Annotated in this window: 13 protein-coding genes, 1 tRNA gene and 1 other RNA gene; 6 read left to right on the top strand and 9 right to left on the bottom strand. The window is 70.4% G+C overall.

Features of this window, described 5'->3' with window-relative positions; all coding sequences use genetic code 11:
- Positions 1-3: 3 nt before the first annotated feature.
- The 9 genes from ACOTKD_RS08515 to ffs form a co-directional block, all read right to left on the bottom strand.
- The gene (locus ACOTKD_RS08515; protein WP_424888248.1) at positions 4-918 is read right to left on the bottom strand and encodes a hypothetical protein; all 915 of its coding nucleotides are present in this window, start codon (positions 916-918) and stop codon (positions 4-6) included.
- Positions 919-1,218: 300 nt separating this feature from the next.
- On the bottom strand, positions 1,219-1,416 hold the full coding sequence (locus ACOTKD_RS08510) for a DUF397 domain-containing protein (RefSeq protein WP_424888247.1): 198 nt from the start codon (positions 1,414-1,416) through the stop codon (positions 1,219-1,221).
- A complete protein-coding gene (locus ACOTKD_RS08505) occupies positions 1,413-2,222 on the bottom strand; it encodes a helix-turn-helix domain-containing protein (RefSeq protein WP_424888246.1) in 810 nt (269 codons plus the stop codon). The genes ACOTKD_RS08510 and ACOTKD_RS08505 overlap by 4 nt, the downstream gene beginning before the upstream one ends.
- Before the next feature lie 147 nt (positions 2,223-2,369).
- The gene (locus ACOTKD_RS08500; RefSeq protein ID WP_424888245.1) at positions 2,370-3,428 is read right to left on the bottom strand and encodes a methyltransferase; all 1,059 of its coding nucleotides are present in this window, start codon (positions 3,426-3,428) and stop codon (positions 2,370-2,372) included.
- A 148-nt stretch (positions 3,429-3,576) separates the two neighbouring features.
- On the bottom strand, positions 3,577-4,233 hold the full coding sequence (locus ACOTKD_RS08495) for a DUF5063 domain-containing protein (RefSeq protein ID WP_424888244.1): 657 nt from the start codon (positions 4,231-4,233) through the stop codon (positions 3,577-3,579).
- Complete coding sequence (gene recR, locus ACOTKD_RS08490; RefSeq protein ID WP_382039583.1) at positions 4,226-4,825, bottom strand: recombination mediator RecR; 600 nt, start codon at positions 4,823-4,825, stop codon at positions 4,226-4,228. The genes ACOTKD_RS08495 and recR overlap by 8 nt, the downstream gene beginning before the upstream one ends.
- Before the next feature lie 82 nt (positions 4,826-4,907).
- Positions 4,908-5,252, bottom strand: coding sequence for a YbaB/EbfC family nucleoid-associated protein (locus ACOTKD_RS08485; RefSeq protein ID WP_106674363.1), 345 nt, complete (start codon positions 5,250-5,252; stop codon positions 4,908-4,910).
- 317 nt (positions 5,253-5,569) lie between these two features.
- Positions 5,570-7,846: a DNA polymerase III subunit gamma and tau gene (locus ACOTKD_RS08480; protein ID WP_424888243.1), complete on the bottom strand. Its 2,277-nt coding sequence runs from the start codon at positions 7,844-7,846 to the stop codon at positions 5,570-5,572.
- A gap of 106 nt (positions 7,847-7,952) precedes the next feature.
- Positions 7,953-8,047, bottom strand: an RNA gene (gene ffs, locus ACOTKD_RS08475) — signal recognition particle sRNA small type.
- 111 nt (positions 8,048-8,158) lie between these two features.
- Here ffs and ACOTKD_RS08470 point away from each other — a divergent pair.
- From ACOTKD_RS08470 to ACOTKD_RS08445, 6 genes are all read left to right on the top strand, one after another.
- Positions 8,159-8,243 (top strand) — tRNA-Ser (locus ACOTKD_RS08470).
- Positions 8,244-8,878: 635 nt separating this feature from the next.
- Complete coding sequence (locus ACOTKD_RS08465) at positions 8,879-10,333, top strand: MFS transporter (RefSeq protein ID WP_424888241.1); 1,455 nt, start codon at positions 8,879-8,881, stop codon at positions 10,331-10,333.
- Between the two features lie 77 nt (positions 10,334-10,410).
- Positions 10,411-11,016: a response regulator gene (locus ACOTKD_RS08460; RefSeq protein WP_424888240.1), complete on the top strand. Its 606-nt coding sequence runs from the start codon at positions 10,411-10,413 to the stop codon at positions 11,014-11,016.
- 294 nt (positions 11,017-11,310) lie between these two features.
- The gene (rpmB, locus tag ACOTKD_RS08455; RefSeq protein ID WP_424888401.1) at positions 11,311-11,535 is read left to right on the top strand and encodes a 50S ribosomal protein L28; all 225 of its coding nucleotides are present in this window, start codon (positions 11,311-11,313) and stop codon (positions 11,533-11,535) included.
- A gap of 739 nt (positions 11,536-12,274) precedes the next feature.
- Positions 12,275-13,720, top strand: coding sequence for an MFS transporter (locus ACOTKD_RS08450; protein ID WP_424888239.1), 1,446 nt, complete (start codon positions 12,275-12,277; stop codon positions 13,718-13,720).
- Positions 13,721-14,061: 341 nt separating this feature from the next.
- Complete coding sequence (locus tag ACOTKD_RS08445; protein WP_424888238.1) at positions 14,062-14,688, top strand: hypothetical protein; 627 nt, start codon at positions 14,062-14,064, stop codon at positions 14,686-14,688.
- Positions 14,689-14,837 lie beyond the last annotated feature (149 nt).

Below are 14,837 nucleotides of genomic sequence, written 5' to 3'. Positions count from 1 at the left end.
GGGTCATTTCTTCTTGCGTCTGCGGAGGGCATCGCCCGGTCGCTGCCGGAACAAGGACTCCCTGATGCCGGCCGCCCGGCGGTGGATTTCCTCCGCGTACGCCGGGTCCACGTCCCCGTCACCGGCGTCGGGCTGGAGGAACGGTGGGCGGCAGGGGCGGCACAGGCCGTCCGGGAGGGCCTCAGGGCGTCCCGGGGCGCCGCAGGCAACGCACTCCGCCATCAGGGGAAGCGGGGTGTACGGATCAGCGGGCTCGTAGACCGGTTCCGGGGGGATCTTGTCGATCAGGCGGCGGCGGGCGAAAGCCCCCGCGCAGTGGACTTCCGGCGGCAGGCCCGACGACACGGCGCGGACGACGTCCGCCTCCCCCGCTCCCCGCGCGAACCATTCCGCCACCAGCGGCTCCAACTGCGCGCACTCCGACGCCGACAGCGTCAGGCGGCGATCGCCCGTACGGCCCAGCATCGCGAGTGTTTTGTACGCGCGGGAGCGGGTCGGGGGCTGCGCCGCCGGTACGGGGTCAGGTACGGGTTCGGGTACGGGTACGGGTTCGGGGGTGGCGTCAACCTGCTCGGGCGGTGCGTCGCCCTTCAAAAACCTCTTCCACCACGCGTCGTTCCGCGGCGTCCGCGAGAAGTACGTACGGAACACCCACTGCGTACGGCCCTCCCCCACCGGCTCGCGGCGGCGGAACAGGTAACCAGCCCGTACGAGGTAGTTGAGCGCGGTGCGGATGGCCTGCTGGCCGTACGCTGCCAGTTCCTTGGCCAGGGTTTTCACGTCCATGGCCGCGCCCTCGGGCAGGCGGTCCAGGTAGCTGGCGATGGAGGCCTCACGGGCGGGCAGGTGGGCGAAGTCGTCCGCGCGGCGGGGCGCCTGACCGGGTGCGGAGCGTTTTCCGAAGCCGGGTCGGGCCATGGGGGGAGCGTACGGAGGCGCGTCAGCGCTAAGGTTGGCTGCAGCCATGGGATCGGGCTTTCGATCTCGATGGTCAGACCCCCGTTCGGTGTTGTCAGCACCGGCGGGGGTTGCTTGTTGCTGCGCACGCTACACCGCCGCAGCGGATCGTCGCGACCCGATCACGTAAAGTCATGTCACTTGTGGTATAGGCAAGTTCGAACCCTGCCGCCACCACGCCATGGGTGGGAGGGTGGGTTTCAACCTCCCCGCCCATTCCTTGCATAAAGAGCTCGAATCTCGACCTCCGACGCCCGAAGCTCAGCCCGCGGCCGCCTCGGACGCGTAGGTTATGAACGCTTCCCAGGCGTGGACCGGTATCGAGAGGCGACCACCGACGTCCCCGAGCTTCGAGTCTCGGACCTGCATCCCGTCCAACGCGGTGGCCACTTCAACGCAGTTGGTATCCGCGGTTCCCTGGCTGTAGCTGGACTTGAACCATCTCAACCTGTTACTCACAACTCCTCCATCAACGTACCGATGAACCGCCTGGACTCTTCCTCGCTCAGAGCCTGCATACGGAGCATGGCGAAGCGCTTCGTCATTGCGCTGACCCTCTGCGCTTCGGAGTCCAGCGAGGTGACCTCGTGGCATTCCACGTAGGCGAAGTGCTCGCACTCCGGGCTCTCCAGGAGCGTAAATCCGCCGTACATCCCCGGGAAGTAGCCCTGCCCGGCCGGCACGATCTGGACGAACACGTTTCGCCGCTCCCCCGCCTGCAGGAGCCGCCGCAACTGCCCCTTCATCACCGCCGACCCGCCCACCATGGTGCGGAGAGCCGCCTCGTAGATGACGAAGTTGAAAAGAACCGTCTCTTCGTTCAGCCGCTCTTGTCGCTGCAGGCGATGCTCAACGCCGACCTCGATCTCGTCACCTGGGTTAAGGGGCATGTGCGCTTCCATGAGCGCTCGCGCGTACTCCTCGGTCTGCAGCAAACCCGGGATGAGCACGAGCTCGAAGCTGTGGACCGCCACCGCCTCGGCTTCGGCCGCCAGGTACTCCGGTACGCGCGTCAGGTCCCTCTCCGGCAGCAGGTACTCCTCCGCCGCGATCAGCATCCCCTTCGCGCCGCACATCTGGTCCGCCACCATCAGCAGTCTCTGCGTGGGCCGCCGCCTGCCCTGCTCCATCGACTTCACGGTCTCGACGTCGTAGTTGGCCTCTGCCGCCAACTCCTCGCGTGTGACGTCCGCTTGTCCTCGCCACATCTTGATCTGGCCGCCGCAGTACCGCCATGCAATGGGGGGTCGGGAATTGCGCAGCATCGTCGCCGTTCACCTCACGGTCCGTACCGACATGGTTGCGCCAGAGGCTAGGACCGGCCAGCCGGATACGAGCCAGAACGGCCAACGTTCCCCCGCACGAGCGTGCGCGTGCGGGGGAACGTTATCGCCGCGTCAGGGTTGGCGGGGTTAGACCGGAATCGCCTCGATGATCGAGGCGAAGTTGGGGGTGGAGATGATCCGGTCCACCCTGAAGCCCGCGTGGCCGAGCAGGTCGCGGAACTCCTGCTCCGTACGCTCGCGGCCCGTCACGACGGTCAGCATGATGATGTCCAGCACCTTGGCGGTGTGCGGCTCGTTTCCTGGCGGAAGGATCGCGTCGACGGCCAGCAGCCTGCCGCCGGCGGGGATCGCCGTGCGGACGGCGCGCAGGATGCGCAGGCAGTCCTCGTCCTTCCAGTCGTGCAGGATGTGCTTCAGGACGTAGATGTCGCCGCCGGGTGTCACGGATTCGAAGAAGCTGCCGCTGTCCGTCCGCCAACGGCCGGCGATCTCCTTGGCGCTCGGGCCCTCGTCCAAGAGGTGCTCGGCCACCGTCTGTTCCTGGTCGAACAGCACGCCCGACAGCCCGGGATTTCGGCTGAGCACGGCCCGGACCAGGCCGCCGCGGCCGCCGCCGACGTCCACGATCGTGCCGGTGGCGGGGAACTCGTACGCGTCGGCGATGAGTTCGTCTTCCGGGCCGGACATGTTCGCCATGCCCGTGTCGAAGAGCTGCTGAGCGCCGGCGTCCGTCAGCAGGTAGTCGAAGAAGGGCATGCCGTATGCCGTGTCGAACGGCGTGATGCCCGTACGGAGGGTGTCTTCCAGGCCCGCTGCTGATCGCTGGAAGATCTCGTCGGTGAGCCACACCATTCCCGTGTGCGCCGAGGCGGGCACGTCCGTACGGAGCAGCTCGGCGGCCGGGGTGAGGCCGAAGGCGCCCTTCTCGTCCTCCTGGAAGATGCCGCGCGTGGCGAGCAGGCGCAGCACGCGGCGGAGGGTGGGGCCGTGGAGGCCCGCGCGGCGGGCGAGCTCGTCGCTCTGCAGCGGGCCGTCGGCGAGGTGGTCGGCGACGCGGTGGACGGCGACGGCGCGCAGTGCGGAGGCGTAGAAGAAGCCGAAGGCGACTTCGCCCAGCTGGGCGGAGAGTGCGGGGTGGTCGGCGGGGTGGTCGGCGGGGTTTCCGGTGCCGGGAGTGACGTCCATGTCCTCTTCCCCTCGTTTTCCCTCGTTGGTGAGCGACCGGCCTGGCAGCTACCGGGGCGGGAGCTACCGGGCCGGGCCCACTCGCAGGCTACGAAGGGGAAGGCGGCCGGGGACGTCGAATTCTCAACGATGGCCGAAGTTGGGCCCGTCAGACCCCGCGCAGCCCCAGCGGGGTCGCGATCTCCGCCTCCATCACGCGTCCGGCCTCCTCGGCGAGCCGCTCTTCCGTCGCCACGGAGTCGGTGTCCAGGCCGCCGAGCTCGTCCAGGGGCTGGTCGAGGCGGACGTGGGCGACCAGGGACTGGAGGGCGCGGAGGGCGGCCGAGGCCGTCGGGCCCCAGTTGGACAGGTACGAGAACTGCCACCACCACAGGGCCTCGCTGACCCGGCCGTCCCGGTAGTGGGCCATGCCGTGCCGCAGGTCGGTGATGATGTCGGCGAGGTCGTCGGAGATGCGGCAGGCGACGGGGGCCGTACGCGGCACGTACGGGTCGAAGACCTCGGAGTAGACGTCCACGGGGTCGAGGAGCCTGGCGAAGCGCTCCCGCAGCTCGTCGACGTCCGGCTCGGGGCCGACGTCGGGCTCGTACCGCTCGTCGGGGAGGAAGTCCTCGTGCGCGCCGAGCCTGCCGCCGGTGAGGAGCAGCTGGGAGATCTCCAGCAGCAGGAAGGGCACGGCGCTGTCGGGCTCATCGCCGCGCGACACCTCGGCGACGGCGACGATGAAGCTCTCGATGGAGTCCGCGACCGATACCGCGAAGTCGTCGGGGTCGCGCTTGGCGTCATGCAGCGTTGCGTCAGACATCGAGAAGTCGTCTCCCTTCGAAGGCACGCCCGAGCGTGACCTCGTCGGCGTATTCAAGGTCTCCCCCTACGGGGAGGCCGCTGGCCAGCCGCGTGACCTTGAGCCCCATGGGCTTCACCATGCGGGCGAGGTACGTGGCGGTGGCCTCACCTTCCAGATTGGGGTCGGTGGCCAGAATCAGCTCGGTGACCGTGCCGTCCGCGAGCCGGGCGAGCAGCTCTCGGATGCGCAGATCGTCGGGACCGATGCCCTCGATGGGGCTGATGGCCCCGCCGAGGACGTGGTAGCGGCCGCGGAACTCTCTCGTCCGCTCGATGGCGACGACGTCCTTGGACTCCTCCACGACGCAGATCACCGAGGGGTCGCGGCGCGGGTCCTGGCAGACCCGGCACCGCTCCTCCTGGGCGACATTGCCGCAGACCGCGCAGAAGCGGACCTTGGCCTTGACCTCGGTCAGGGCGTGGGCGAGCCGGCGGACGTCGGCCGGCTCGGCCTGGAGGATGTGGAAGGCGATCCGCTGCGCGCTCTTGGGACCGACGCCGGGCAGCCTGCCCAGCTCGTCGATGAGGTCCTGGACCACGCCTTCATACACGGATCGAATGCTCCTTCTTGGGTTTGTTCCGCTTGCTTCTGGGGTTGCTTCTTGGGGTTGCTCTTCGTGCGTTTTGCGTTTGTCAGAACGGCAGGCCGGGGATGCCGCTGCCGCCGCCCAGACCCTGGGCGAGCGGGCCGAGCTTCTGCTGCTGCAGCTGCTGGGCGGAGGCGTTGGCGTCGCGGACGGCGGCGAGGATGAGATCGGCGAGGGTCTCGGTGTCCTCGGGGTCGACGGCCTTGGGGTCGATCACCAGGGCCTGGAGCTCGCCGGCGCCGGTGACCGTCGCCTTGACCAGGCCGCCGCCCGACGTGCCCTCGACGGGCGTACGGGCGAGCTCTTCCTGCGCCGCGGCGAGATCCTGCTGCATCTTCTGCGCCTGCTGGAGGAGCTGCTGCATGTTGGGCTGGCCACCACCGGGAATCACGGGTTCGCTCCTGGCTTTCGACGACGTTTGTCTCGGTAGCCCGAGCCTACGTGGTCGCCGCCTCCGGCGCCCCATGCCGGACGAAGAAGAACAGGGGCGCCTCGGGGCGCATGCGGCGCACCCAGGGGGTTTGCGGTGTTGTCGCTGGTCGGGCGGGTCGCGGCCCGGCGGCGGTCGGCCCGGGAGCGGCCCGCGTAGGCCTGCGGGCGGGCCGTGGGTGGCTCACGGGCGGCCCGTCTTGCTCGCTGCTTGGCCGCTGCTTGCTCGCTGCTTGGTCGCTGCTTGGCCGCTGCTTGGCCGCTGCTTGGTCGTCGTTCTTACTCGTTCGCGATCTCTTCGATGACGGTCGCGCCCAGCTCGCGGACGATGAGGTCGTGGCCGGTCAGGGCGGTCTCGTCGAGGTCGGGGTCGTCCTCGGCGGGCATGTCGTCCTCGGGGGCGACGGGCGGCGGCTCGGGCTCGCGGTACGCCTGGGCAGGCGGGGGCGGCGGAGGCGTGGGGGACGAGGGCGCCTGGTACTGGTGCTGCGGGCTCGCCTGGGGCTGCGGGGCCGCCGGGGCGGGGGCCGTGGCCGCTCGGGGAGCGGCGTGCGCGGGGGCCTGGGGGGCGTAGCCGGCACCGCTGAAGCCGCCGCCGAAGCTGCCGGTGGGGCCGCCTGCGGGGGCACCGCCCCCACCGCCGACGACGAGCTCGATCTTCCACTGGACCTGGCCCTGGTAGGCGTCGCCGATCGCCTGGCGGAGGACCTCTTCGCTGCCGCTGTTGGCGAAGCTGTCGCGCGCGCCGGCGTTGGCGAAGCCGACCTGCAGGGTCGTGCCGTCGAAGCCGACGACCTCGGCGTTCTGGCTGAGGACGATCCAGGTGAAGCGGCGGCGGTTCTTGACCGCGTCCAGGATGGCGGGCCACATCTGGCGGACCTGGTTGGGGTCGCCGACGGGGGTGGGCTGGGCGCCCGCGCCGACTGCGGCTCCGGCGGCTGCCGGTGCGGCCGCGGGGGCGGGTGCCGGTGCGGCGGGGGCCGGGGCCGGGTGGCCGCCGCCCTGGCCGGGGGCCACGGCGGAGGGCCAGGCGCCGGGGCGGGAGGCTCCGCCGCCGCCCTGACCGGGCGCGGCAGCCGTCGGCCAGGCGCCTGCGGGGCGGGCCGCGGGGGCTTCGGGGGCCGGGGCCGCGGGGGCGGGGGGTGCGGGGGGCGTCTGCGGTGCGACGGGGGCGGCGGGGGCCGGAGCCACCGGGGCGGCCGGGACGGCCTGTGCGGCGGCCGGGACGGGAGCGGCGGCAGCCGGCGCAGGAGCCCCGGAGACCGCCGCGCGGGCGGCAGCCGGACCGGACAGCCCGGGGGCGGCGGCGGGCGGCGCGTAGGCCTGGTCAGGGGCGTGGGCGCCGGGCCCGGGCACGTAACCCGTGGCGGGAACCATCGGAGCGGTGACGAGCGCGGCCGCGCCCCGCTCCAGCTTTTCGAGCCGGGCCCGTACGGACCGCTCGTCGTCGTAGGCGGCGGGCAGCAGGACGCGCGCGCAGATCAGCTCCAGCTGCAGCCGCGGCGAGGTCGCGCCCCGCATCTCCGTGAGGCCTTCGTTGACCAGGTCGGCGGCGCGGCTGAGCTCACCCGGGCCGAAGACGCCGGCCTGGGCCTGCATGCGCTCCACGAGATCGGCGGGAGCGTCGATGAGGCCCTTCTCGACCGCGTCGGGCACGGCGGCGAGGATCACGAGGTCGCGCAGGCGCTCCAGGAGGTCGGCGACGAAGCGGCGGGGGTCGTTGCCGCCCTCGATGACGCGGTCGACGACCTCGAAGGCCGCGGCGCCGTCGTTCGCGGCGAAGGCGTCCACCACGGCGTCGAGCAGCGAGCCGTCCGTGTAACCGAGGAGGGACGTCGCCATGGCGTATGTCACACCGTCCTCGGCGGCGCCGGCGAGGAGCTGGTCCATGACGGACATCGAGTCACGCACGGAACCGGCGCCCGCCCGCACGACCAGCGGCAGCACCCCGTCCTCCACGGGGATGGCCTCGCGCTCGCACACCTCGCCCAGATACTCACGCAGCGTGCCCGGGGGGACGAGGCGGAAGGGGTAGTGGTGCGTACGCGACCGGATGGTCCCGATGACCTTCTCGGGCTCCGTGGTCGCGAAGATGAACTTGAGGTGCTCCGGCGGCTCCTCGACCACCTTCAGCAGGGCGTTGAAGCCCGCCGAGGTGACCATGTGGGCCTCGTCGATGATGTAGATCTTGTAGCGGCTGGAGGCGGGCCCGAAGAAGGCCTTTTCCCGCAGCTCACGGGCGTCGTCCACGCCACCGTGGGAGGCGGCGTCGATCTCGATGACGTCGATCGAACCGCGCCCGTTGCGCGCGAGGTCCTGACACGACTGGCACTCGCCGCACGGGGTGGGCGTCGGCCCCTGCTCGCAGTTCAGACAGCGGGCGAGGATGCGCGCGCTCGTCGTCTTGCCGCAGCCGCGGGGACCGCTGAACAGATACGCGTGATTGACCCTGTTGTTGCGCAGCGCCTGCTGCAACGGGGTGGTGACATGCTCCTGCCCGATGACCTCGGCGAAGGACTCGGGGCGGTAGCGGCGGTAGAGCGCGAGGGACGACACACCTACGACGATATCGGGCCCCGCTGACAAGTGGCCTCGCTCACATCCACAGGCCCCCCGCGACCCGGCCCGGGACCGCTCTCGCGCCCGGAAACACCCCGGGAACGCAAGGGCCCCCCACGTACCCGCCAGAGCCGACCTACCCTTGCTGCCTTCCGGCCCTGGGGGAGTTCAGTCAGATAGCGCCACGTGAGGGGCTTGCCCCCAAGCCTAGCGGATCGCCCGGGGTGCTCAGCCACCCCCGACCCCTCCGGACGTCCCCCGCGACCACGTGTTCGCGAGCACCCCTCCGCGTCTTGTATTGTTTGCGGCGGAGGATTCGCCTAGAGGCCTAGGGCGCACGCTTGGAAAGCGTGTTGGGGGCAACCCCTCACGAGTTCGAATCTCGTATCCTCCGCACTCGCCCAGCAGGGCAAACGAAGGTCCCGACCGCTCAGCGGCCGGGACCTTCGTCGTTTCGTGGTTGCAGTTTCGGTTGCAGTCCCGCCCTCGGACCTGAACCTGGGGGGCGGAGATCCTGCGCCGGCTGCCGGAGTGGAGCCTGCTGGACACACTCGCGCGCACGGCGTACGGGATCCAGTGGTGGCGGCCTGGACTGCTCGCGAACCGCCTGACCTCCCACACCGCCTCCGGACGGGCGGGCGGCCGGGCAGCTGCGGCCGGCCGCATAGACAGCACGGACCCTGGGGCGTGCACCGGGCAGAGAGAGCCGTGCCGGTCCTCCGCTCCGGCCGGCGGGCAGACAAATGCATTGCGACTTCTGCGGCCACGTGAGTAGCGTGATCGGTGCCGTGGAGCCACGTGCTCCAGCCGCACATGTCACGAGGTGATGACTTATCTCCCAGGCCTGACAGCCGCTTGCCCCGAGGCTTGACCCCCTGCCCTTCCCCGGCAGCGCGCGGTCGCCTCAGCAGCGGCGTACCCATCGGCCTGGGCGTCGTCGTACCCATTTCTTCCTGTCGCCGCAGTGAGCGGGACGGGCACGCCTGGCCTGCCCTCTTCCCATTCCGCCCCCAGAACAGGAACTGCTCCGTGTCCGCCGACACCGACCATTCCCCGCTCCTCTCCGCCTCCCCCGAGAGCCGCACATCCCGCGGCCGCACCATCACGCTCGTCGTCGTCCTGGTCGCCGAGCTGATGAACGCCCTCGACGGCTCCGTCGTCTACACGGCCTTGCCTTCCATCCAGGGCGACACCGGCGCCTCCGCCGCTGCCGTGCAGTGGATCCACGCCGCCTACGCCCTGACCTTCGCCCTCGGGCTGATCACCGGCGGCCGTCTCGGTGATCTCTACGGCCGCAAGCGGGTCTTCCTGCTCGGAACCGGTGTCTTCACCGCGGCGTCGCTGCTCTGCGGTCTCGCCGGCACCCCGGGCCTGCTGATCACCGCCCGCGTCGTCCAAGGTGGTGCCGCGGCGGTCATGATCCCGCAGGTCCTGGCGACCTTGCACGTCACCTTCGACGAGGGATCCCGGGCCAAGGCGTTCAGCCTGTACGGCACCATCATGTCGCTGGGCAGCGTCGCCGGACCGGTCCTCGGAGGCGTCGTCACCGGCGCTGACCTCTTCGGCCTCGGATGGCGTCCGATCTTCCTGATCAACCTGCCCATCGGCCTGGCGGCCGTGCTCCTCGGACTACGCCACCTCCCCGAGTCCCGGGACCGCGACGCCCCGCGTCTGGACGTCGTGGGCGTGGCGCTGTCCGGCCTGGGCCTGCTGCTGATCGCCTGGCCCCTCACTGTCGGCGGCGAACACCACTGGCCCGTCTGGACTTTGGTCATGCCGGCAGCGGGCCTGGGGACCCTGGCCGTCTTCGTGCTCCAGCAGCGGACCAGGACCGTACGGGGCGGCGCCCCGCTGGTCGTCATCGCCCTGTTCAAGGACAGGGCCTTCAGCGCCGGCCTGGCCGCGCAGTTCGTCTTCGGGTTGCTGTCCGGCGTGTTCTTCCTGACCTGGACCTTGTTCATGCAGGACGGCCTCGCCCTGGCCCCCGGGCAGGCGGCCCTGGGCTTCGTGGCGGCCTCCCTCGGCGAAATGGGCGGTGCCTGGCTGGTGATGAGCCTAGCCGCTCGCCTGGGCCGCAGGGCCCCGCAGGCCGGGGCCCTGCTGGCCGCCGCCTCGCTGGGTGGCTATGCGTGGATCATCGCGGACCAGGGCACCGGTCTGTCCTTGGCGCTGACCGTGGCGCCGATGCTCCTGGTAGGGCTCGGCCTCGGCATGGTCGGTGCCGCACTGGCCGACATGACGCTCAGTCGGGTGGTCGGCGACCACGCCGGTTCCGCATCAGGGGTCTTCAACACCTCGACCCAGCTCGGCATCGCTCTGGGTACGGCACTGACCACCGTGGTGTTCTTCGCCCACTCCCCGGCGGGCAGCCGGGGAACCGCGGTCACCGCAGCATTCACCGGAACGATTTGGTACGTCATCGGCGCCCTGCTGGCGATGTGGGCCCTCATGCTCCTGCTGCCCAAGCGCTGCCCCGCAAGCTGAACTCCGCTCCGGACCGGGCTGGTTGGCCGCCATGCCCTACCGGCCGACAGGTCTTTCGAAGAGGAACAACCACCGCCATGATCCGAGTGCTGATCGCCGACGGCCTGCGATTGCCGCGCGAAGCGCTGTCCGCCGTACTGTCGTCCGAACCCGGCGTGCGCGTGGTCTCGCAGGCACCGCGGGGCGATGCAGTGGTGCCGAGCGCACTGCGCACCCGCCCGGACGTCGCGCTGCTGGACGCCGACCTCCCGGGACTGGACGGGGTCACGGTCGCAGCACAGCTCAAGGCCGCCCTGCCCTGCTGCCGCGTCATCATCGTGACCGCGCCGGAGCGGGCCGCCTCCCTCAGGGCTGCCCTCAGCACTGGGGTGGACGGGGTCCTGGGCAAAGGCTTGTCGGTCAAAGAGCTGGCGGAGGCGGTCCGCAAGGTGGCCCGCGGCGACCGGATCCTGGACCCGCAACTCGTCACCGATGCCCTGCACGCCCCCGACAACCCGCTCAGCCGACGCGACATCGGCATCCTCCGCCTGGCCGCGCAGGGGCACACCCCCGCAGAAATCGCCGAGGTCCTGCACCTCTCGCCAGGCACGGTCCGCAACAACCTGGCCGCGATCAACCGCAAGGTCGGAACCCGCAACCGCATCGAGACGATACGTACGGCTTCCGCCCGGGGCTGGATCTGACGCCCACGGCGGGTCTGCGGGTCGGGGCGTCGTGCAACGCCGTACGGCGCCCCGACAGAAGTGCAATCTGCACGGAAAGCAATGCAGTTCGCCCTGGATTCAGGAATTGCCACGGGTAACCACGGACACGCCTGACACCCTTGCACGAGCTGGTCAGCACGCTATCGGCAGGAAAACCGGCGGGCACACACGTTGATCTGCGCACTGTGGCGCAGCCGTCGGACTCGTTCAGCGAAGCACGTGACCAGCAAAGGAACGAGCGGTGATCAAATGCGCCGCAGACCGGGAGATGCAATGTCCAGTCGATGTGATGTATGCGGAAAGCAGCCGAGCTTCGGAAAGCGTGTGGCACGCGCCGGGCTCCGTGCCCAGGTTCGGCACGTGAAGGGGCGGTCGAGTCGCCGATTCAATCCGAACATCCAGTCGGTGCGGGCCGTCAAGGACGGCACGCCTGTCCGCATGAAGGTGTGCACCTCTTGCATCAAAAAGGGAAAGGTGGAGCGCCGCGCCTCGGCGTAGGTCTCCTGAGGCAGCGGTCCGGCGGCCTCAAGAAGATGGCCCGTATTCACCATGCGGGTAAGGGCATGTGGCGCCGCCGTCGCCCCGAGCGGGACGAGTTCCCTTGCCTGGACTGCGGCTTCCTGACCGCACCTCTTGACGGCCCGGACGAGTGGTACATGGTGCATGACAGCGTATGGCAATGCGCCGGTATCGCGGAGGACGGTGTCCTTTGTGTCGGTTGCCTTGAGGCCCGGCTCGATCGCCGACTGCTGCACACGGATTTCACGCCCGCCGCTCTCAACGACCCGGATTATGGCCACCACAGCGAACGATTGCTCAGCCGCTTGCGGCCCGGGGCTGCTGGAGCACCCACATCCTGCGCATCCTCATGAAGTCGATCGCGATCACTGCGGTCGACCTCGTTTCGAGACGGCAGGACGGGCGAGGACAGGGCGGTCGGAAAATGGGTTTGCACAGGCAGGCGCCGACCGTACTCTGGAGGACTGCGAAGCGCGTCCGCGCTTCGTCCGTGTTGTGTTTCACGAGGTGATGACTTATCTCCCAGGCCCTGTAGCCGCTCGTCTTGAGGCGCTCTTTCCGGCTGTCCGCTGAAGCGGGCTTCCGACGCATGCCTCGACGGTGGTGCACCCGATGGCCTGGGCTTCGTCGTACCCTTTTCCGCTCCTGCTCGCAGCAGGCGTACGGGCATGCCCAGGCTTGCCCCTCTACCCCCCATGCGAACAGGAATTGTTGTTCCGTGTCCACCGACACCCATACCTCCGGCCGGCCGCGCTCCGGCGCCGGGCCGGGCCGCGCCCGCACCATCACCTTGGTCGTGGTGCTGATCGCGGAGCTGATGAACGCGCTGGACGGCTCGATCGTCTACACCGCGCTGCCGTCGGTCCAGGCCGACACCGGTGCATCCAGCGCCGCGACGCAGTGGATCCCGGCCGCGTACACCCTCACCTTCGCCCTCGCTCTGATCACCGGCGGCCGCCTGGGAGACCTCTACGGCCGCAAGCGGATCTTCCTCGTCGGCACAGGTGTGTTCACCCTGGCGTCGCTGCTGTGCGGCATCGCCACCAGCCCGGAACTGCTGATCGCCGCCCGGGCCCTTCAGGGCGCGGCCGCCGCAGCGATGGTGCCGCAGGTCCTGGCCACGATCCACGTCACCTTCGACGGGGAATCGCGGGCCAAGGCGTTCGGCCTCTACGGGATGATCATGTCGCTCGGCGGTGTCCTCGGCCCTGTCCTGGGAGCCGTCCTGACCAGTGCCGACCTCTTCGGCCTCGGCTGGCGGCCGATCTTCCTGATCAACCTGCCCATCGGCCTGGCCACCGTCCTGCTCGGTCTCCGGTGCATTCCGGAGTCCCGTGACCAGCAGGCCCGCCGTCTGGACCTGCTGGGCATGGCGCTCTCGAGTGCCGCGCTCCTGCTGATCGCCTACCCGCTCACCGTCGGCGGCGAGCGGAACTGGCCGGCCTGGAGCTTCGCCATGCCGGCCGCGGGCGCTGTCGTGCTGGCTGTTTTCGTGGCCCAGCAGCGGGCGAAGACCTCCAAGGACGGCTCGGCGCTGGTCGCGCTGTCCCTGTTCCGGGGCAAGGCGTTCGCCGGCGGGCTGGCCGCCCAGCTGGTCTTCGGACTGGTCTCCGGCGTGTTCCTCCTGACCTGGACCCTGTTCATGCAGGAGGGGCTGGGCTTTTCTCCGGCGCAGTTCGCTCCGGGGTCGATCGCCGTCTCGATCGGCGGTATGGCCGGTGCCATGCTCGCCTCGAAGGTGGCGGCGCGTCAGGCCCGGCGCGTCCCGCAGGCGGGTGCCGTGCTCGTCGTGGTCACTCTGGTCGGCTACCACCTGCTGATCACCGCCCAGGGCACGGGTCTGCCGTTCGCGGCCGCCGTTGCCCCGATGGTCCTCTTCGGAGCCGGCTTCGGCATGATCGGCGCCGGGCTCGCCGGCCTGGCACTCGGCCAGGTGGGACACGAGGACGCGGGGTCCGCGTCCGGGCTGTTCAACACCGCGATGCAACTCGGCACCGCCCTTGGCATCGCCGCGGCCTCCGTGGTGTTCTTCACCCACGCCCCGGCCGGCAGCCACGGCACCACCGTGACCAGCGCGTTCACGGGCACCATCTGGTACGTCACCGGAGCCCTGGCAGTGATGTGGGCCCTGATGTTCCTGCTGCCCCGCCGGACACGCGCCTGACCACCTGGTGCCCCCTCTGCCATCCGCAGAAGGGCACCGGGACACAAGCGGGCCTTAGTTCCTCGTCGTGATGACGGGTGGGTTCGGTGTCGGGGAGCCGATGTTGCACCGCGCCTCAGTTCTCCGCACTCGCCCAGCAGGGCAGACGAAGCCCCCGACCGGATTCCGGTCGGGGGCTTCGTCGTTGTCGTCCGGTGGCAGAGACGCCCCCGCCCGTCGATCTCGGGTCGGCAACGAGGCGGTCACGACAAGTGGCCGCATGTGGTGTTCAAGGGTTCAACCAGTCATAGTGACCACTCGCCACTGGTGAGGTAAGCCTCGCCTTACTTGATCGGAGAAGTGTGTCCACCGCCCTGCCCCGCGACCCCTCGGTGTCCTACCTCCCCCACTCGCGGCCGGCGCCGGGCTGGGCGAGGAGCGCCCGGTACGCCCGGCCCGTGGGGGTGTACGACTCGTGGTGGACGGTCGCGGGGGCCGCGCTGGTCGTCTGCGCGGCGTGGGGCGCGGCCGTCTGGGTCTCCGGGCACCTGCGGGTGGACGCCTCGCTGCACACCGCGGCGCTCTTCGTACACCTGGCGACCCTGGCGCTGGGCTTCGGCGCCGTACTCGTCGCCGACTACTACGGCATGCTGTGGCTGACCGGCCGGATGTCGCTGATGGACACCCTCGACAGTGCGGGCCGGCTGCACACGCCGATCTGGGCGGGCCTGGCGGGCCTGGTGGGCAGCGGCGTATTGCTGCACCCGGACACCTCCTCGACACCCACCCGCATCAAGCTGGTGATGGTGCTGGCGCTCTCCCTCAACGGGCTGCAGGCCGGCCTGCTCAACCGTCGCATGGCCGCCGCCCGCCGCCCCGGGGGACAGCCGCCGCGCCGCTTCCTGGCCTGGGGCGCCGGCACCGCCCTGGTCTCCCAGGCGTGCTGGTGGGGCGCGGTGATCATCGGCTTCCGCAACAGCCAGCGGTGACGGGCGGGCGCGCTCGCGCTGCGCGCCGGCCGGCGCGCCTGTACTGACGCGCGCGTCCCACGAAAGCGCGGGGGGGGGGCCCCCCGGGCCGCCCCCCCCCGTGTGCCGCGCGCCGGGCCGGACGCGCGCGCCCCACCACCCCGGGGGGG

Source organism: Streptomyces sp. XH2 (assembly GCF_049725035.1).
GTDB lineage: Bacteria > Actinomycetota > Actinomycetes > Streptomycetales > Streptomycetaceae > Streptomyces > Streptomyces roseoverticillatus.
The sequence above is the reverse complement of the archived record's forward strand: the minus strand, read 5'-3'. Positions and strand labels throughout refer to the sequence as shown.